This window comes from Kosakonia sp. ML.JS2a, from assembly GCF_025642095.1.
Lineage (GTDB): Bacteria > Pseudomonadota > Gammaproteobacteria > Enterobacterales > Enterobacteriaceae.
The window spans coordinates 3,561,376-3,577,883 of sequence record NZ_CP106754.1 but is presented as its reverse complement, the minus strand read 5'-3'; the positions used below and the strand labels follow the sequence as shown (position 1 = coordinate 3,577,883).

General features: G+C 55.5%; 17 protein-coding genes and 1 riboswitch. Of the genes, 9 read left to right on the top strand and 8 right to left on the bottom strand.

Annotated elements, in window-relative coordinates:
• The first annotated feature begins 531 nt into the window (after positions 1-531).
• Positions 532-2,553, top strand: a complete 2,022-nt coding sequence (gene uvrB / locus N7922_RS16990; RefSeq protein WP_263097452.1) for an excinuclease ABC subunit UvrB — start codon at positions 532-534, stop codon at positions 2,551-2,553.
• A 195-nt stretch (positions 2,554-2,748) separates the two neighbouring features.
• Here the strand turns inward: uvrB and pmrB are convergent, their stop codons facing one another.
• The 4 genes from pmrB to yvcK form a co-directional block, all read right to left on the bottom strand.
• A complete protein-coding gene (gene pmrB, locus N7922_RS16985; protein ID WP_263097451.1) occupies positions 2,749-3,834 on the bottom strand; it encodes a two-component system sensor histidine kinase PmrB in 1,086 nt (361 codons plus the stop codon).
• Positions 3,835-3,837: 3 nt separating this feature from the next.
• Entirely contained in the window at positions 3,838-4,509 is a 672-nt protein-coding gene (pmrA, locus tag N7922_RS16980; protein ID WP_263097450.1) for a two-component system response regulator PmrA, read from the bottom strand.
• The gene (eptA, locus tag N7922_RS16975) at positions 4,506-6,143 is read right to left on the bottom strand and encodes a phosphoethanolamine transferase EptA (RefSeq protein ID WP_263097449.1); all 1,638 of its coding nucleotides are present in this window, start codon (positions 6,141-6,143) and stop codon (positions 4,506-4,508) included. The genes pmrA and eptA overlap by 4 nt, the downstream gene beginning before the upstream one ends.
• A gap of 113 nt (positions 6,144-6,256) precedes the next feature.
• Complete coding sequence (yvcK, locus tag N7922_RS16970; protein ID WP_263097448.1) at positions 6,257-7,165, bottom strand: uridine diphosphate-N-acetylglucosamine-binding protein YvcK; 909 nt, start codon at positions 7,163-7,165, stop codon at positions 6,257-6,259.
• A gap of 227 nt (positions 7,166-7,392) precedes the next feature.
• Positions 7,393-7,540: riboswitch (molybdenum cofactor riboswitch) on the top strand.
• Between yvcK and moaA the strand changes: the two genes are divergently transcribed.
• From moaA to N7922_RS16935, 7 genes are all read left to right on the top strand, one after another.
• Positions 7,528-8,517: a GTP 3',8-cyclase MoaA gene (moaA, locus tag N7922_RS16965; protein WP_263097447.1), complete on the top strand. Its 990-nt coding sequence runs from the start codon at positions 7,528-7,530 to the stop codon at positions 8,515-8,517. It overlaps the preceding riboswitch by 13 nt.
• A 19-nt stretch (positions 8,518-8,536) precedes the next feature.
• Positions 8,537-9,049 carry a molybdenum cofactor biosynthesis protein B gene (moaB, locus tag N7922_RS16960; RefSeq protein ID WP_263097446.1) on the top strand — a complete coding sequence of 171 codons (513 nt, stop codon included), beginning with the start codon at positions 8,537-8,539 and terminating at the stop codon, positions 9,047-9,049.
• Between the two features lie 3 nt (positions 9,050-9,052).
• Entirely contained in the window at positions 9,053-9,538 is a 486-nt protein-coding gene (gene moaC, locus N7922_RS16955) for a cyclic pyranopterin monophosphate synthase MoaC (RefSeq protein WP_263097445.1), read from the top strand.
• The gene (gene moaD, locus N7922_RS16950) at positions 9,531-9,776 is read left to right on the top strand and encodes a molybdopterin synthase sulfur carrier subunit (RefSeq protein WP_263097444.1); all 246 of its coding nucleotides are present in this window, start codon (positions 9,531-9,533) and stop codon (positions 9,774-9,776) included. The genes moaC and moaD overlap by 8 nt, the downstream gene beginning before the upstream one ends.
• A 1-nt stretch (position 9,777) precedes the next feature.
• Positions 9,778-10,230 carry a molybdopterin synthase catalytic subunit MoaE gene (gene moaE / locus N7922_RS16945; RefSeq protein WP_263097443.1) on the top strand — a complete coding sequence of 151 codons (453 nt, stop codon included), beginning with the start codon at positions 9,778-9,780 and terminating at the stop codon, positions 10,228-10,230.
• A 59-nt stretch (positions 10,231-10,289) separates the two neighbouring features.
• A complete protein-coding gene (locus N7922_RS16940) occupies positions 10,290-10,997 on the top strand; it encodes a Bax inhibitor-1 family protein (protein WP_263097442.1) in 708 nt (235 codons plus the stop codon).
• A 104-nt stretch (positions 10,998-11,101) separates the two neighbouring features.
• Positions 11,102-11,824 (top strand): Bax inhibitor-1 family protein, encoded by a 723-nt coding sequence (locus N7922_RS16935; protein WP_263097441.1) that lies wholly within the window; start codon positions 11,102-11,104, stop codon positions 11,822-11,824.
• A 4-nt stretch (positions 11,825-11,828) separates the two neighbouring features.
• On the opposite strand, the gene N7922_RS16930 is transcribed toward N7922_RS16935, so the two are convergent.
• The 3 genes from N7922_RS16930 to N7922_RS16920 are packed head-to-tail and all read right to left on the bottom strand — an operon-like array spanning position 11,829 to position 14,790.
• The gene (locus N7922_RS16930; protein WP_263097440.1) at positions 11,829-12,794 is read right to left on the bottom strand and encodes a lysylphosphatidylglycerol synthase domain-containing protein; all 966 of its coding nucleotides are present in this window, start codon (positions 12,792-12,794) and stop codon (positions 11,829-11,831) included.
• Complete coding sequence (gene clsB, locus N7922_RS16925; RefSeq protein ID WP_263097439.1) at positions 12,794-14,032, bottom strand: cardiolipin synthase ClsB; 1,239 nt, start codon at positions 14,030-14,032, stop codon at positions 12,794-12,796. The genes N7922_RS16930 and clsB overlap by 1 nt, the downstream gene beginning before the upstream one ends.
• Positions 14,029-14,790, bottom strand: coding sequence for an endonuclease/exonuclease/phosphatase family protein (locus N7922_RS16920; RefSeq protein WP_263097438.1), 762 nt, complete (start codon positions 14,788-14,790; stop codon positions 14,029-14,031). The genes clsB and N7922_RS16920 overlap by 4 nt, the downstream gene beginning before the upstream one ends.
• Before the next feature lie 132 nt (positions 14,791-14,922).
• Here N7922_RS16920 and N7922_RS16915 point away from each other — a divergent pair, with 132 nt between their 5' ends.
• Positions 14,923-15,360, top strand: a complete 438-nt coding sequence (locus N7922_RS16915; RefSeq protein WP_263097437.1) for a YbhQ family protein — start codon at positions 14,923-14,925, stop codon at positions 15,358-15,360.
• Between the two features lie 36 nt (positions 15,361-15,396).
• Here N7922_RS16915 and N7922_RS16910 read toward each other — a convergent pair whose 3' ends face one another.
• Positions 15,397-16,503, bottom strand: a complete 1,107-nt coding sequence (locus N7922_RS16910; protein WP_263097436.1) for an ABC transporter permease — start codon at positions 16,501-16,503, stop codon at positions 15,397-15,399.
• Positions 16,504-16,508 lie beyond the last annotated feature (5 nt).

The following is a 16,508-nucleotide window of genomic DNA, read 5'->3' as shown; positions in this document are numbered from 1 at the left end:
CGCTTCGTTAGCTGATAATAATCAAAAAGAAGTGATAAAAATTTTTTAATCCCCCCCGCCTGGGACGAAATGGGAATTGGGCGGAAGGCGGGGTATCCGGCCTGGCGGCAGTTATCCACTATTCCTGTGGATAACCTTGTGTATTAGAGTTAGAAAACGCGCGGCAAGCGAGAAGGGACGCGGCTTGCGCCTGAATTGGTGCGAAACACGGCTTTTTGTAATTTCTTTTTTATATCAGCTGGTTATGTAAAAGCAATGCCTGTAAGAAAAGTGTCACTGGCCGCCACAAAACTTTCACCGACCGGCTTGACAATTGTTAAAAGAGAAAAAGTTCTGGGGATAACCGGAAAGGTCTGGTGTTTTATCTTGCTGGCGAAGAAATTTCAGGAGCGAACGTGTGCCATGACCCCGGGTAGAACAAATTGCGTCATTCGCTACTGTTTTTTCATCCAGTGTTATGTGTTGGCAAAAGTAACCAGGGTGAGTAAAATAGGTTACCTGCTCGCTCATTCCTTCACCAGGTAGCCATCCATGAGTAAACCGTTCAAACTGAATTCCGCTTTTCGCCCTTCCGGCGACCAGCCTGAAGCTATCCGTCGCCTCAAGGAAGGCCTGGAAGACGGTCTTGCGCACCAAACGCTGCTTGGGGTAACCGGTTCAGGAAAGACGTTCACCGTCGCCAACGTCATTGCCGATTTGCAGCGTCCCACCATGGTGCTGGCGCCCAACAAGACGCTGGCCGCGCAGCTATACGGTGAGATGAAGGAGTTTTTTCCGGACAATGCCGTGGAGTATTTCGTCTCCTACTACGACTACTATCAGCCGGAAGCCTATGTCCCCAGCTCGGACACATTTATCGAAAAAGACGCCTCGGTTAACGAACATATCGAGCAGATGCGCTTGTCGGCAACCAAAGCGTTGCTGGAGCGGCGCGATGTGATTGTGGTGGCATCGGTCTCGGCGATTTACGGTCTGGGCGATCCGGATCTGTACCTGAAAATGATGCTGCATTTGACCAATGGGATGATTATCGATCAGCGTTCGATTCTGCGCCGCCTGGCGGAGTTGCAGTACACCCGTAACGATCAGGCTTTCCAGCGCGGTACGTTTCGCGTTCGCGGCGAGGTGATCGATATTTTCCCCGCAGAATCGGACGATCTTGCTCTGCGTGTGGAGTTGTTCGACGAAGAGGTTGAGCGTCTGTCGCTGTTTGACCCGCTCACCGGGCATGTGGAATCGACGGTGCAGCGTTTCACCATCTACCCGAAGACGCACTATGTGACACCGCGTGAGCGCATCGTGCAGGCGATGGAAGAGATCAAAGAGGAACTCGCCGAGCGGCGCAAATCGCTACTGGCGAACAATAAACTGCTGGAAGAGCAGCGACTCAGCCAGCGCACGCAGTTCGATCTGGAGATGATGAACGAGTTGGGTTACTGCTCCGGTATTGAAAACTACTCCCGCTTTCTCTCCGGTCGCGGGCCGGGCGAACCGCCGCCGACGTTGTTCGACTACCTGCCGGCCGACGGGTTGCTGGTCATCGATGAGTCCCACGTTACCATTCCGCAAATCGGCGGTATGTACCGTGGCGACCGGGCGCGTAAAGAGACGCTGGTAGAGTATGGCTTCCGCCTGCCTTCCGCGCTGGATAACCGCCCGCTGAAGTTCGAAGAGTTTGAAGCGTTGGCGCCGCAGTCTATCTATGTCTCGGCGACGCCGGGCAACTACGAGCTGGAAAAATCGGGCAACGAAGTGATTGACCAGGTGGTGCGCCCAACCGGTCTGCTTGATCCAGTTATTGAAGTGCGCCCGGTGGCGACGCAGGTTGACGATTTACTGTCTGAAATTCGTAAACGTTCGGCAATTAACGAACGCGTGCTGGTCACGACCCTGACCAAACGAATGGCGGAAGACCTCACCGAATACCTTGAAGAACATGGCGAGAAGGTGCGCTATCTGCACTCCGATATTGATACCGTCGAGCGTATGGAGATTATCCGCGACCTGCGTCTGGGCGAGTTTGATGTGCTGGTGGGCATTAACCTGCTGCGTGAGGGGCTGGATATGCCGGAAGTGTCGCTGGTGGCGATTCTGGATGCCGACAAAGAGGGCTTCCTGCGTTCTGAACGTTCGCTTATTCAGACCATCGGACGTGCGGCGCGTAACATTAACGGTAAGGCGATTCTGTACGGCGATAAAATCACGCCGTCGATGGCGAAGGCGATAGGTGAAACCGAACGCCGCCGCGAGAAACAGCAGCACTACAACGAAGAGCACGGCATTACGCCGCAGGGCCTGAACAAGAAAGTGGTGGATATTCTGGCGATGGGCGAAGGGCTGGCGAAAACCCGGGCGAAGGGGCGTGGGAAATCCAGAACGCCTGCCCAGGTGGAAGCGGCTGAACTGGCGCTGACGCCGAAAGCGCTGCAGCAGAAAATTCACGAGCTGGAAGGGCAGATGATGCAACACGCGCAAAACCTCGAGTTCGAGGAAGCGGCGAAAGTGCGCGATCAGCTACATCAGCTGCGGGATTTGTTTATTGCAGCGTCATAATTTGCGTTCCGTCACACATTAAGGCGATCCGCCAGGCGCGCCTTAATGTTGACTTAATACTGCGCTGACACACTAACCTCCGCTTTACTGGAGGAGAGTGTGATGCAACAGATTAATCTTCGTGAGTTTTTCGCCGTCGCTTTTGCACTGGCGTTGATTATTGGTTTCAGCCACCTGTGGGTGCTGACATATTGATCATACTCCGCGGGCTATCGGGTGAAATTTAACCCAGGCCCGCACGCCCGACTGTGTTTTCCGGTTGTGCAAAAAGAACTGTGCATCGTGCAGTTGCGCAATGCGTGACACGATGCTCAGGCCCAGCCCGGTGCCGCCGTAGCGGCTATCCATGCGCACAAAAGCTTTGCTTAGCTCGCCGCTGCGACTCTCGTCTATTCCCGGACCTTCATCCTCAACGGCCAGCACCGGCGTTGCCGTGCGCTCGATGTGGATAGTGATAGTCGAGCCGGCAGGACTGTAGCGGTGTGCATTCTCCACCAGGTTTCTCACCAGTACCCGCAACAGCGTCACATCTCCGGAAACCGGAATGGTCTGCGCATTGTCGGGTAACGCTAATTTCTGTTGCCGCCCGGCAAGCATGGTTTCCAGTTCGCTTTGAATCGGCATCACCACGTCTTCCAGCAGCATCACCTGCTGATAACTGCCCGCTGAAAAAGATTGCCCGACCCGCGCCAGTTGCAGGAGTTGCGCAATGTTCTCGGTCATCTGGTCAAGGCGCTGCACCAGTGGATCGACAGTGATGCCGCTGGTTTTTGCCATCAGCTCAAGATGCAGACGTAACCCGGCCAGCGGGGTGCGCAGTTCGTGAGCGACATCGGCGGTAAACAGACGTTCCCGTTCCAGCGTCAGCGTCAGACGCGAGACCAGCTCGTTGATCGATGAGGTCACGGCCTCCACTTCACTGACGCTGTTATTGAGCGTAATGGGTTGCAGGTTGTCCGGGGTGCGTTTATTGAGCTCCTGCTGGAGCTCTGATAACGGGCTGGTGATGTTTTTGACCGCCTGCATGCAGATCAGCAACGCCAGGCCGACAATCAACAGACTGGGCACCAACAGGCTGGCGACCGCTTCACGGACTTCATGCTCAACCTGTTTGTGATTATTGTGGTTATGCATGGCGCTTTGCACCAGCAACTGGATTTGCTCCTCGCTTTCATGCCATAGCCAGAAGACGCTAATCAACTGGCAAAACACCAGAATACCGCCAATGGTTAGCAACAACCGGCGGCGCATGCTCCAGCGCCTGAAATCGAAGATCGCCATAACTCAGTCCCGGTCCCCGGCATGCACCAGCATATAGCCAAACCCTCTGACGGTGCGGATACGGGACTTCCCGATTTTATCCCGCAGGTTATGAATATGGACTTCCAGCGTGTTGGTCGAGGGCTCGTTGTCCCAGTTGTAGATATCGTTGTAGAGGATTTCTCTGTGCACCGGGCTGTCGGCTTTTAGCATCAGGCGTGACAGCAGAGCGTATTCTTTCGGCGTTAAGTCCAGCAGTTGGCCATCCCGCCATGCCTGACGGCGGGTAACATTCAGCGTCAGGTTGCCGTGCGTGATTTCGTTGTCGCCTTCATTATGGCGGCGGCGCAGCAGCGCACGGATGCGGGCATTCAGCTCATCCAGAGCGAAGGGTTTGACCAGATAATCGTCCGCGCCGGTATCCAGCCCGGTAACACGGTCTTCCAGCGTATCGCGTGCGGTCAGGATTAGTACCGGCTGGGTGAACTTTTCCCGACGCAGCCGGGTGAGCAAATGTAAACCGTCTTCATCCGGCAGCCCTAAATCGAGCACGATTAAACTGTAATGCCCGTTAGCCAGACACAGCGTAGCTTCATGCGCTGTCGAGACGCCATCGCAAGCGTATCCTTCACTCTGCATGGCCAGAATCAACCCCTGCAGCAGCAGGGCATCGTCTTCAATTACCAGAATTTTCATTTAGCCTGCTCCCGGCATGACGTTAACAGATCGTCCTGGGCACGGTACTCTTTCGTGCTGACGCCCAGTATACCCAACATGGTCGGGAAGAGATTATCCTGCGAGACTTCCCGCTCCCGCGCATTTTTTTGCAGACACTGATTATTGACGCCGTAACGCTGTTGATAGTCATCAGACAGCCAGATCAACATTGGCACATGTTTCTGCGTTTCCGGTGCAATGGAATACGGCAGACCGTGCAAATAAACACCATTTTCACCCAGTGATTCCCCGTGGTCTGAGAGGTAGACCAGGCTGGTGGTAAATTTGTCCTGTTTTGATTGCAGCAGTTTAATCGCTTTATCAACAATATAGTCGACGTACAGAATAGTATTATCGTAAGTATTGACCAGTTGTTGCTGTGAGCAGGTCTGAATTTCATTGGTATCGCAGGTTGGCGTAAATTTACGGAACTGCGGCGGGTAGCGGTTGTAATAGGTCGGCCCATGGCTACCAATGGTGTGCAATACGATTATCCCGTCACCCTGCAAGGCATCAATATAGTCGGCAAGACCGCGGAATAAGATCTCATCCTGGCACTCCCCTTCAATACAGAGGTCGGGCAGGTTTAATTGCGTCATATCCTGGGTGGGTACGCGGGTGCATGCGCCTTTGCAGCCACCGTCATTTTCATTCCACAGCACCTTAATCCCGGCACGCTGAATAATATCCAGCAACCCTTCCTGATGCGCGGCAAGCTGATCGTCGTAATGGGCGCGTCCCATACCGGAAAACATGCAAGGTACGGAAATTGCCGTCGCCGTTCCGCACGAGGCAGTATTCGGGAAATAGGCGACATTGTCCTGTTTTAACAGCGGGTTAGTTTCGCGTTCGTAACCGCCGAGAGAGAAGTTCGCTGCACGGGATGTTTCCCCCAGCACCAGAATGGTGAGGTTTTTCCGCGGGCCGTTTTGCATTTCCGGACGCTGACGCGCATCTTCGCCTATTTTCACCAGCGGCAGGTTTGCGGTTTGATTATGGGAATACCATGACAGCGAGGCGGTAATGGAGTTTGACGGACTCAGTGATTTCACCAGCTCTTTATTATTGCGAAACAGCGAGGCGTAATCTTTATAAAACAGCAGTGCTACCAGCACGATGAGCAGCGCGGAAATGACCACGCTGATAATGCGCAATGCGATGCTGCGCAGGGCGGAACGCGCGGGCTTAATTTTGATCCACCAGGCGATGACAATCGCCAGTACGGCGGTTAATAACAACGTCAGCACCATTTTTGTCGACAGCAGGGCGAAACTTTCCGCCGGGGTGGTGTCGAGAATATTGGTGATCATTGAGCGGTCAATAATGATGCCGAATGTCGAAATAAAATACTGTGCGGCGGCGCTGACCAGGACAAACAGGGTAATGATCAGGCGATCGAGAAAAACAAATGACGCCAGCGACAGCACAATATTAATAACGCTGAACGCCACCACTGGCATGGAAAGAAACACCAGCCAGTTACGCAATGAGTTAACCGGTAGCAGAGTGAAAACCTGATGATAAAAAACGACATTCAGGGCCAGTGCGATATAAAGCGCAAAGAGGATAATAAACGTGAGGCGGCTTAAGGTTGGCCGACGAAAGTGAAACATAGCGTACCTGGGTCCTGCAAAGAATGTGACACGAGGATGACCGTTTTTTTTTAAGACAACCTTAAGAAATTAAGAAAGGTATCGGCAGGTCACAAAAATAACCTGCCGGAGGGTTAGCCGAGTTGCTGTACCGCTTTCTCCAGCGCGGCGCGCAGGAGATGGCGATCGTGGCGATAGGGGATATCGCTGGCTTCCAGTACGTCCTGAATGATCAGGCGATCGCTGACGTTGCTGACATCCACTTTCGGCCCGACAATGGCGGCATCAATAATTTTTCTGCCGACATACTGCTCCATAATGGTCAGTTTATCGCTCAGTTTCAGGCTGGCGGCCGCCGGGCTTAACTCTTTACCCAGGTTCGCGATATAGACCACCGGCGCTGGCGTGCGGCGCAATGCCTGCGACAGATCCTCAAGCAGCAGCAGCGGCAGCAAACTGGTATAAAAACTGCCCGGACCGATTAAAATTAAATCCGCTTCGGCAATGGCCTGCACCGCTTCACGGGTGGCATGCACTTTTGGAAACAGCATCAATTCCTGAATCGGCGCGTGCAATTGATCAACGTTCACTTCGCCATAAACATGATGCCCTTCGCTGTCGGTGGCCATTAAATCGACAGGCTGTTCCGACATCGGTATTAAAAACGCATCCACCTTTAATAAATTGCGAATTAAATTGATGGCTTCCAGAGGCCGCACGCTCAGGTGGTCCAGCGCCTTTAACATCAGATTTCCGAGGTTATGCCCGGAAAGTTCGCCATTACCGCTAAAACGATACTCAAACATGGCCGACGCAACGCTGGGTTCGGTGATCAACTGGTTCAGACAGTTGCGCATATCCCCCCAGGCGATCCCGCCTTCAGAGCGTCGAATACGCCCGGTGGATCCGCCGTTATCCGTGGTGGTGACAATGCCGGTAAGCCGCGATCCCAGCGAAGAGAGCGAAGACATCACACGCCCGAGACCATGCCCGCCGCCCAGCGCGACAACACGATCCAGGTCTGCAAGTGTGCGATTACGCATAGTGATTCCTTATGAAGAATTATCCCGATACGTTAGCGCAAATACCACCAAAAGACGATGCCGCGCAGAGTGGAAAATGACACATATCAAGGCAAAAACGCGATTTTCACGTACTCTGTACTGAAAGTGCACGATCATGTCGCTATATATGTCTTTATATAACGATTGTCGGGATAGCGAAAGCCCGACTATCGCGCTACTATCGCCATAAGCAATGTTAGCGTGACTAACAAAATATACACTCAAGCCTTTGCGCCTAAGTCGAAAGATACGGGGCACTGGCCGTGACGGAGCCCGCAACGGTTCCTGTCGCCAGGGTGCAGGAAGAAATGACTGCATCTCCCGTATTTGGAAAGGTGTAAATGACTTCACAACTTACCGATGCGTTCGCGCGTAAGTTCTATTACTTGCGTTTGTCGATCACTGATGTGTGCAATTTTCGTTGCACCTACTGCCTGCCGGACGGTTACAAGCCGGGCGGCATCAACAACAACGGCTTTCTCGGCGTCGATGAAATTCGTCGGGTAACACGCGCCTTCAGCGCCATGGGCACGGAAAAGGTGCGCCTGACAGGCGGTGAGCCGTCGCTGCGACGCGATTTCCCCGATATTATCGCCGCGGTGCGCGAAAACAGCGCTATCCGCCAGATTGCCGTCACCACCAACGGTTACCGGCTTGCTCGTGATGTCGCCCTGTGGCGCGACGCCGGGCTCACGGCCATTAACGTCAGCCTCGACAGTCTCGATGCCCGCCAGTTTCATGCCATTACCGGCCAGGATAAGTTTCAGCAGGTGATGGACGGTATCGATGCCGCTTTCGCCGCGGGCTTTGCCAAAGTCAAAGTCAACGCGGTACTGATGCGCGACGTTAACCATCACCAGCTCGACACCTTTCTGGCGTGGATCAAATCACGTCCTGTCCAGCTACGCTTTATTGAACTGATGGAGACCGGAGAGGGCAGCGAGCTGTTTCGCAACCATCATATCTCCGGCATGCTGCTGCGCGATCAACTGCTACAACGCGGTTGGATCCATCAGTTGCGCCAGCGTAGTGACGGCCCGGCGCAGGTGTTTTGCCACCCGGATTACGCCGGGGAAATCGGTCTTATCATGCCTTATGAAAAAGACTTCTGCGCCAGTTGCAATCGCCTGCGCGTGTCGTCGACCGGCAAACTGCACTTGTGCTTGTTTGGCGATGGCGGCGTGAATTTACGCGACCTGTTACAGGACGACGCACAGCAAGCGATGCTGGAACAGCGTATTGCCGCCGCGCTCACGCACAAAAAGCAGACGCACTTCCTGCATCAGGGCAATACAGGCATTACGCAAAACCTTTCATACATTGGCGGGTAATCGCCGCAAGGAGAATGAGATGAGTCAGGTCAGCGCTGAGTTTATTCCGGTGAAATTGGCTATTCTGACGGTGTCTAACCGTCGCGGCGAAGAGGATGATACCTCCGGCCACTGGCTGCGCGATGCCGCGCACGATGCCGGTCACCAGATGGTGGATAAGGCGATTGTCAAAGAGAACCGTTATGCCATTCGCGCGCAGGTTTCCGCGTGGATCGCCCGCGACGACGTGCAGGTGGTATTGATCACCGGCGGCACCGGCTTCACCGACGGCGATCAGGCGCCAGAAGCGTTGCTGCCGTTGTTCGACCGTGAAATCCAGGGGTTTGGCGAAGTGTTCCGCATGCTCTCTTTTGAGGAGATTGGCACCGCAACACTGCAGTCCCGCGCGGTGGCGGGCATTGCCAATAAGACGCTGATTTTTGCCATGCCGGGGTCGACCAAAGCCTGTCGTACCGCATGGGAAAACATCATTGCGCCGCAGCTGGATGCGCGTACACGTCCCTGTAATTTCCATCCCCATTTTAAGAAATAAGTTATGTCACAACTGACCCATATTAATGCCGATGGCGAAGCGCATATGGTCGATGTCTCTGCGAAAGCGGAAACCGTACGCGAAGCCCGCGCCGAAGCATTTGTCACCATGTTGCCGCAAACGCTGGCCATGATTATCGACGGCAGTCATCACAAAGGTGATGTGTTCGCGACCGCGCGCATTGCCGGGATCCAGGCGGCCAAACGCACCTGGGAGCTGATCCCGCTGTGCCACCCGTTGCTGCTGAGCAAAGTGGAAGTGCAGTTGCAGGCGCAGCCGGAGCATAACCGTGTGCGCATTGAAGCGCTTTGCCGCCTGACCGGGAAAACCGGCGTGGAAATGGAAGCGCTGACCGCAGCCTCCGTGGCGGCGCTGACCATTTACGACATGTGCAAAGCCGTGCAGAAAGATATGGTGATCGGCCCGGTGCGCCTGCTGGCGAAAAGCGGCGGCAAGTCCGGGGATTTCAGGGTGGACAGCGATGATTAAGATCCTTTTTTTCGCGCAGGTGCGCGAGCTGGTGGGCTGTGACAGCATGGCGTCTGACACCGTTTTTCCCACCGTCGAGGCGCTGCGTCAGCATCTGGCGGCGCAAGGTGAACGCTGGGCGCTGGCGCTGGAAGAGGGCAAATTGCTGGCGGCAGTCAACCAGACGCTGGTCACGTTTGATCACCCGCTGAGCAGCGGTGATGAAGTGGCTTTTTTCCCACCGGTAACCGGGGGCTGAAATGAGTGAAACACGGATTTGCGTCGAACATGCCGCTTTCAACGTCGGCGATGAATACACCTGGCTGGCGGCGCGCGATGAGGACGGCGCGGTGGTCACCTTTACCGGCAAAGTACGTAACCACAATCTCGGCGACAGCGTCAGCGCGTTGACGCTCGAACACTATCCGGGGATGACGGAACGCTCGCTGGCGGAAATTGTCAGTGAAGCGCGCGCCCGTTGGCCGCTGGGTCGGGTCACGGTCTACCACCGCGTTGGCGAGCTATGGCCGGGCGATGAAATTGTTTTTGTCGGCGTCGCCAGCGCCCATCGCAGCAGCGCGTTTGACGCCGGGCAGTTTATTATGGACTACCTGAAAACCCGCGCACCTTTCTGGAAGCGCGAGGCCACCCCCGAAGGCGAGCGCTGGGTTGAAGCCCGCGACAGCGACAAGCAGGCGGCAAAGCGTTGGTAATGCGTTGAACCGGGATGTGTTAATCTTAGTAAGCGTTAACCCATTATTCAGGAGTGACTATGGACCGTTATCCTCGTTCCGACTCGATCGTCCAGCAAACCCGCAGCGGGTTGCAAACCTACATGGCGCAGGTGTACGGCTGGATGACCTGCGGTCTGTTACTGACCGCGTTCGTTGCCTGGTATGCTGCCGGTAACAATGCTGTCATGGCGTTGGTGTTCTCCAGCCAGATTACCTTTTTTGGCCTGATTATCGCGCAACTGGCGCTGGTGTTTGTCCTCTCCGGGCTTATTCATAAACTGAGCGCCGGGGTGGCTACCTCGCTGTTTATGCTCTATTCGGCGTTAACCGGGCTGACGCTTTCCAGCATTCTCTTTATCTACACCGCTGAATCCATCGCCGCGACCTTTGTGGTGACCGCCGGGATGTTTGGTGCCATGAGCCTGTATGGTTACACCACCAAACGTGACTTAAGCGGCTTCGGCAATATGCTGTTTATGGGGCTGATTGGTATTGTTCTCGCCTCACTCGTCAACTTCTGGCTGAAGAGCGAAGCCCTGATGTGGGCGGTGACCTACATCGGCGTGGTGATCTTTGTCGGCCTGACGGCCTATGATACGCAGAAGCTGAAAAACATCGGCCAGCAGATCGACCTCAACGACGCTTCGCAACTGCGTAAAACCGCCATTCTCGGCGCATTGACGCTGTATCTCGACTTTATCAACCTGTTCCTGATGCTGTTGCGCATTTTCGGCAACCGTCGCTAAGGCTTTTGTCGAAAGCCTGACAGGCGAAACGCCATCAGATGATCAAATCCCGGCTTCGGCCGGGATTTCTTTGCCTGCCAGGCGGCAGAGGATCAAGGAGGATAATGATGAAGCCCTTTGGCTGGATACAGCCGCCGCAGGTCGCCCCGACAGAGCTGATAACGGGCGTGTGTTTGTGGCTGGCGGCGGGCATGGCATTGAGTCTTGGCGCTGCCTGGTGGGTGCTGGACGTGATGCCGGTTCGCGCGTTTGCCGATCATGGCTGGCTGATTGCCGTACTGACGATCCTGTGGTTTGCGTGCGGTCTCACCCTTAATCTGTTTTTCGCGCGTTTCGGCACCCGGCTGGCGTTCTGCTGTTTGTGCGTGATGAGCCTGCTTACCGGCTTGCTGTTTGCCAGCGTCTTCACGTTGTCCTCTCTGGCGCTGGCGTTTGCCGTGGTTGGCGGGATGTTCCTCACCAGCGCGGCGCTGGCCCATTTTACCGGGGCCACGCTGCGCGGCGGCGGGTACTGTTTTGTGATGGTCCTGATCGGGCTTGGCCTCTCCACGCTGGTCAACAGTCTGCTGCACAGCAGCGTCTGGTTGTGGATCGGTAGCATGTCGCTGGTGTTGCTGTTTAGTCTGACGACGGCGTATCAGACACCGCGTATCACAGGGTCTGCCCGCGAGCTGTATCACCGCAATTTTACCACTGTACACTGCTGCGCTATTCGCGGCGCGCTGGCGGTGTACCTGGGAATGAGTGTGGCACTGTTTGAGATCCTCAGGTTATTGGCGGAGATCCTCACCGCGCTGTCTCCCGGTAGCGGTGGGTCGTCCCGCTAATTCGCTACGGTTTCGCCAGCGTTTGCGCATTTTTCTTGCGCAGCGCTTTTGCCCGGCTCTCCAGCAGCAAATAGCACACCAGCGCCAGCAACAGCGGCAGGAAGTAGTAAAGCACGCGATACGCGAGCAGGGCGGCAATAATCGTCCCCTGAGAGATGTGTTCACCCGCCAGAAGCGCAATAAAAACGGCCTCCAGCACGCCGATACCCGCCGGGATATGCACAATCACCCCGGCGATGCTGCTAACCAGCAACACGCCAAGCACAAAGAAGAAATCCGCCTGCATGCCCATCAGTAACCAGATGATAGCGCCCATCGCCATCCAGTTGGCGCTGGAAATCACCATCTGCACGACGGCAAACCGCCACGATGGCAGAACCAGTTTGTGCCCTTTCACCGTCATATGACGGCGTTTGGCAAACGCGCAGCTCCACACATAGAACGCAATCACCAGTAACAACGCGAGGCCGGTAATGCGCAGCGTACGCTCATCGATATACCAGTGCGCCGGGATCTGCACTACGCCAAAGGTAAAAATCAGCCCACCGAGCAGAATGTAACCCAGCCAGTTGGTGGTAATGCTTAATGAGAAAATGCGTGTGATGGTGCTGCCCGGCAGCCCCAGCCGGGAATAGAGCCGGTAACGCATGCCGATGCCGCCCACCCAGGTACTGAGCGTCAGATTGAAGGCATAACAGATAAACGACACCAGCATGACCTGACGTTTCGCCAGTTTGTGCCCGCACCAGGCACGTCCCATCAGGTCATAGCAGCCGTAGATCAGATAGCTGACAATCACCAGCACGATGGCGCTGAGTAGCGCCGTGCGGTTGTAATCACGGATCACCTTCCAGACATCATCCCAGTTCACTTTCTGTGCATACAGCACCAGCAACACCGCAACGGCAATAAAGAACACGCCGGTGAGGATTTTTTTCGCCAGCCGCCAGCGCGGATGAGAGGTCGGCATCAGGGCTTCACCTCCGAATTCTCGACGCGATCCTGGGTCTCCATTTCCGGTTGCACGGGCGCTGCCACCTGCGCCAGTTTCGGCGTGTGCGCGGGCAACCAGCCAACCATCGCCGGGAAGTGGCGTAAAAAGTGGAACACCACCACACTTTTGGCCAGATTCCACCAGGTGCGTTTCGGTGCCATCGACTCATCCACCCGCAGGCAGTCTTGGGCAATAATGGTATGGAGGTTTTCCCGCAGCGTCTGGTTAAACTCGCGATCGTGAATGATCAGATTGGCCTCCAGGTTCAGCGACAGGCTCAACGGATCAAGATTGCTGGAGCCGACCGTAGCCCAGTGATCGTCCATCAGCGCGACTTTGCCATGCAACGGGCGACGGCGGTATTCATAGACCTGCACACCGCCTTTTAGCAGGTAGTTGTAGAGCAGTTCGGCACCGACTTTGACGATCGGCATATCCGGCTCGCCCTGAACAATCAACTTCACCGAGGCACCACGCCGCGCCGCATTGCGCATGGCGTGCAGCAGGCGATAACCGGGAAAGAAGTAGGCATTGGCGATAATCACTTCCCGCCGGGCATTGGCCAGCATCTTCAGGTAGTGGCGCTCAATGTCATCGCGGTGCTCATCGTTGTCACGCCAGACAAACAGCGCCTGCGCTTCGCCCGGTTTGCGGTTCTCTTCCGGGCGGTGACGACGGCGTCGCCACCAGCGTCTTGCCGGGGCGTTTTCTGGCAGGTTTTCCAGCTCAAACTGCAAAATGTCTTCCACCACCGGGCCTTCAACACGCACCGCGTAATCCTGCTTGGCTTCCGGGCCATAGCTGGTCACATGTTCGGCGGAATAGTTAATGCCGCCGACAAACGCCACCGTGTTATCGATCACCACAATTTTGCGGTGCATGCGGCGAAAGAGGTTGGTGCGCATACCCAACAGCCGCGGGCGCGGATCGTAATAGCGGAAAACGACGCCAGCGGAAGTCAGCTCGCTGACAAACTGTTCGCTTAAGTCCGGCGAACCATATCCATCCAGCAGCACTTCAATGCTGATACCGCGCCGTGCTGCGCGGAGCAAAGCCTGTTGCAACGCCCGGCCAACGTCATCTTCAAACCAGATAAAGGTTTCGAGGATCACCTTTTGCTGCGCCTGCGCGATCGCCTCATACAGCGCCGGGTAGTAGTTGTCTCCATTCTCCAGTAACTGGATGCGGTTTCCTTCCTGCCAGCTGCATTTCATAAATGGATCTCCGCGCTGAGGGGAGCATGATCGGAGAGATGCCGCCAGTTGCGCAGCGGCAGCGCCGTCGGTGCGCTGGCATTGGCGTTTTTGACATAGATTCTGTCGAGGCGCAGCAACGGGAAGCGTACCGGAAATGTGCGCGCCGGGCGGCCATGGGCGCGGGTGAAGATCTCTTCCAGACCGGCCTGAATTTTCAGGGGATGGTTGGCGCGAAGCCGCCAGTCATTAAAGTCACCGGCCACCACGACCGGCTCATTTTCCGGCAAGGCATTGACCCATTCCGCCAGCAGGGTGAGCTGCGCCTGGCGGTGCGCTTCCCGCAGACCCAGGTGTACACACATGACGTGCACCGGCCGCCCGAAATCCGGCGGCACAATACGGCAGTAGAGCAGGCCGCGCTTTTCGCTGCCGTCGATGGAGACATCGCGGTTTTCATAATGCTCAATCGGAAAGCGCGACAGCACGGCGTTACCGTGATGTCCTTGCGGATAAACGGCATTGCGACCGTAGGCGTAATCGCTCCACATGGTATCGGCGAGAAATTCGTAGTGGGTCGTATCCGGCCAGTTCTCCACATGCAACGGGTGCACTTCGTGTGCGCCCATCACTTCTTGCAGGCAGACGATATCGGCGCTGACGGTGCGCACGGCATCGCGAAGCTCAGGCAAAATAAAGCGCCGGTTAAACGCGGTAAAGCCTTTGTGGGTATTAATGGTGAGCACTTTCAATGAAAAATGTCGCGCTTGTTGGGTCATAAATCTCCTGCCAGCGTCACTCTCCTCAATGAAATAAATTGTAGTCCCTGTCACAAAAAATGGCGGGGTTACGGAATTTTCCGTAAATGCGAGTACTCTTCTAACAGATAAAAATCCTTCAGGAGAGTGGCCATGAAGTGGCAACAACGCGTTCGCGTCGCGACAGGTCTGAGTTGCTGGCAGATTATGTTGCACATGCTGATTGTGGCGGTGCTGGTGATGGGCTGGATGAGCGGCGCTCTGGTACGCGTGGGCTTAGGCTTATGCGTGCTGTATGGCGTGACCGTGCTGCTGATGCTGTTCTTACAGCGTCACCACGACGCCCGCTGGCGTGAGGCTGGCGATGTGCTGGAAGAGCTGACGACCACCTGGTATTTTGGCGCGTCGCTGATTGTCATCTGGTTGCTTTCCCGCGTGCTGCAAAACAACGTTCTGCTGGCCCTCGCCGGGATGGCTATCCTTGCCGGCCCGGCGGTGGTTTCGCTGTTAACGAAAGAGAGAAAACTTCCCGCTAAATCGTTCGGTTTGCATCAAAACGGCAATGCAGCCAATCCCCGCGAACATCGGTAACGCTGAACAATAACGGCCATGCTGATGCGCGCCGGGTTACATAATTTTCCGTCTGAACAGCGCATACGCGACTGACCCCGTGGTCGCTGCAATCACCAGCAGAGGCCAGACGCTCTGCCAGACAATCGCGAAGCTGGCATCCTTCAAATAAATCTGTTTGGTAATGTCGGTAAAATGCCGGATCGGGTTGACCCAGGTTAAATCCTGCAACCAGACCGGCATATTCTCGACCGGCGAGACATAACCCGAGAGCAGGATCGCCGGCATCATAAAGACAAACACGCCGATAAAGGCCTGCTGCTGGTTGGCGCAGAGGGACGAGATCAACAGGCCGAAACCGACCAGCGACAGGCCATAAATCAACATCGTGAAATAGAACAACAGCAGCGAACCGGCGAAGGGGATGTGATACGCCAGAATACCGACGCTGAGTACGATGGTGGCCTGAAAGGTGGCGACAATCAGCGCCGGTACGGCTTTGCCGACAAAGATTTGCCAGGTGGCCAGCGGCGACACCAGCAGTTGGTCCAGCGTACCCTGTTCGCGTTCGCGCGCCACGGACAGCGATGTCACAATCATCACGCCGATGGTGGTGATCATGGCAATCAGCGACGGCACCACAAACCATTTATAGTCGAGGTTCGGGTTATACCAGTTGCGCACCACCAGCTCACTGTTGTTGGGCTTTTTCTGCCCGCGGATTAACTCCTGCTGATAATCTTTGACGATTTGCTGCAAATAGTTGGCCGCAATTTGCGCACTGTTGGAGTTGCGCCCGTCGAGGATTAACTGCATCGGCGCGGTGACGCCGCTATCCAGGTTACGCGAGAAATCCGCCGGGAAACGCACCAGCAGCAGTGCTTGTTGCGTATCAAGCGTCGGGCGGATTGCCTGCGGGTTTTTCAGCAGCAGAACATGGGTAAACGCTTTAGCACGGGCAAAACGCTGAGTTAACTCCACCGCATGTTTGCCGTTGTCTTCGTTGTAGATAGCGATGGTGGCATTCGTCACTTCCAGCGTGGCGGCGAAGGGGAACAGCAGCACCTGCAACAGCACTGGCAGCACCAGAATGGCACGGGTTTGCGGTTCGCGCAGCAGCGACTGCAACTCTTTGCGGATCAGCGTCAATAAACGGTGAAACATGGCTT

What these genes read in the sequence shown, in the direction of transcription:
- uvrB (WP_263097452.1), top strand. Translation starts at nt 532, where the DNA reads ATGAGTAAACCGTTCAAACTGAATTCCGCTTTTCGCCCTTCCGGCGAC.
- pmrB (WP_263097451.1), bottom strand. Translation starts at nt 3,834, where the DNA reads ATGGCGATCTTCGATTTCAGGCGCTGGAGCATGCGCCGCCGGTTGTTG.
- pmrA (WP_263097450.1), bottom strand. Translation starts at nt 4,509, where the DNA reads ATGAAAATTCTGGTAATTGAAGACGATGCCCTGCTGCTGCAGGGGTTG.
- eptA (WP_263097449.1), bottom strand. Translation starts at nt 6,143, where the DNA reads ATGTTTCACTTTCGTCGGCCAACCTTAAGCCGCCTCACGTTTATTATC.
- yvcK (WP_263097448.1), bottom strand. Translation starts at nt 7,165, where the DNA reads ATGCGTAATCGCACACTTGCAGACCTGGATCGTGTTGTCGCGCTGGGC.
- moaA (WP_263097447.1), top strand. Translation starts at nt 7,528, where the DNA reads ATGACTTCACAACTTACCGATGCGTTCGCGCGTAAGTTCTATTACTTG.
- moaB (WP_263097446.1), top strand. Translation starts at nt 8,537, where the DNA reads ATGAGTCAGGTCAGCGCTGAGTTTATTCCGGTGAAATTGGCTATTCTG.
- moaC (WP_263097445.1), top strand. Translation starts at nt 9,053, where the DNA reads ATGTCACAACTGACCCATATTAATGCCGATGGCGAAGCGCATATGGTC.
- moaD (WP_263097444.1), top strand. Translation starts at nt 9,531, where the DNA reads ATGATTAAGATCCTTTTTTTCGCGCAGGTGCGCGAGCTGGTGGGCTGT.
- moaE (WP_263097443.1), top strand. Translation starts at nt 9,778, where the DNA reads ATGAGTGAAACACGGATTTGCGTCGAACATGCCGCTTTCAACGTCGGC.
- N7922_RS16940 (WP_263097442.1), top strand. Translation starts at nt 10,290, where the DNA reads ATGGACCGTTATCCTCGTTCCGACTCGATCGTCCAGCAAACCCGCAGC.
- N7922_RS16935 (WP_263097441.1), top strand. Translation starts at nt 11,102, where the DNA reads ATGATGAAGCCCTTTGGCTGGATACAGCCGCCGCAGGTCGCCCCGACA.
- N7922_RS16930 (WP_263097440.1), bottom strand. Translation starts at nt 12,794, where the DNA reads ATGCCGACCTCTCATCCGCGCTGGCGGCTGGCGAAAAAAATCCTCACC.
- clsB (WP_263097439.1), bottom strand. Translation starts at nt 14,032, where the DNA reads ATGAAATGCAGCTGGCAGGAAGGAAACCGCATCCAGTTACTGGAGAAT.
- N7922_RS16920 (WP_263097438.1), bottom strand. Translation starts at nt 14,790, where the DNA reads ATGACCCAACAAGCGCGACATTTTTCATTGAAAGTGCTCACCATTAAT.
- N7922_RS16915 (WP_263097437.1), top strand. Translation starts at nt 14,923, where the DNA reads ATGAAGTGGCAACAACGCGTTCGCGTCGCGACAGGTCTGAGTTGCTGG.
- N7922_RS16910 (WP_263097436.1), bottom strand. Translation starts at nt 16,503, where the DNA reads ATGTTTCACCGTTTATTGACGCTGATCCGCAAAGAGTTGCAGTCGCTG.